This window comes from Pseudomonas sp. Z18(2022) (assembly GCF_036346535.1).
GTDB lineage: Bacteria > Pseudomonadota > Gammaproteobacteria > Pseudomonadales > Pseudomonadaceae > Aquipseudomonas > Aquipseudomonas yamanorum_A.
In genome coordinates this window covers 1-591 of the sequence record NZ_JAOTOA010000069.1, presented here as the reverse complement: position 1 = coordinate 591, position 591 = coordinate 1, and the positions used below count along the sequence as shown (strand labels likewise).

General features: G+C 63.6%; 1 protein-coding gene. It reads right to left on the bottom strand.

The window, feature by feature from the left end; translation table 11 throughout:
- Positions 1-591: type VI secretion system tip protein VgrG (gene vgrG / locus V3W39_RS33625; protein WP_330214191.1), on the bottom strand; the 591-nt coding region annotated here is incomplete at both ends.

Below are 591 nucleotides of genomic sequence, written 5' to 3'. Positions count from 1 at the left end.
TTCAGCTGACTTTTCCCACCGTATTCCGTACTGAGCTTGACGTGCTCCTGCCCCCGCGTGTCGTCCATGCGCAGTTTGTTATTGGCCGGCGTGCGCAGCACATTGCGTTTGTAGTTGCGCAAGGTCACATGGTCCCCGCGCCGGCTATCGTGCAAGGCATGGGCGATGTAGGGACGGTCCGGGTCGCCTTGCTCAAACGCGATAGCCACTTCGGTGCCTGCTATCAGCGGCAGGTGCAGGCCATGGGTGTCGCCTGCGTACGGGCGGGCCAGGCGCAACCACATACTTTCCTGGCCGGGCTTCCAGGTGTCGCGGTCGAACAGGAAGTTGACCCGGTAGCGCCCTTCCAGGTCGATTTCGGCGTACGGGTCGTTGGCCTGCCGGCTGGTGACACGGGCCGGGACGGTGCCGGCGATTTGCGGTTTTTTCTTGAGATCCGGGCGGAAGCACACGGTTTCCGAGTAGGGAATGGCCTTAAAGCTGACGTCGAAACTGCGGTCGCGGGCCGCGCGGGTGGTCAGTTGCGTGATCACCGCGCCGGGCGCAAAGGCCTGTGGCGCGCCGCCGGAGATTTTGAGTACCTGCGCAGGA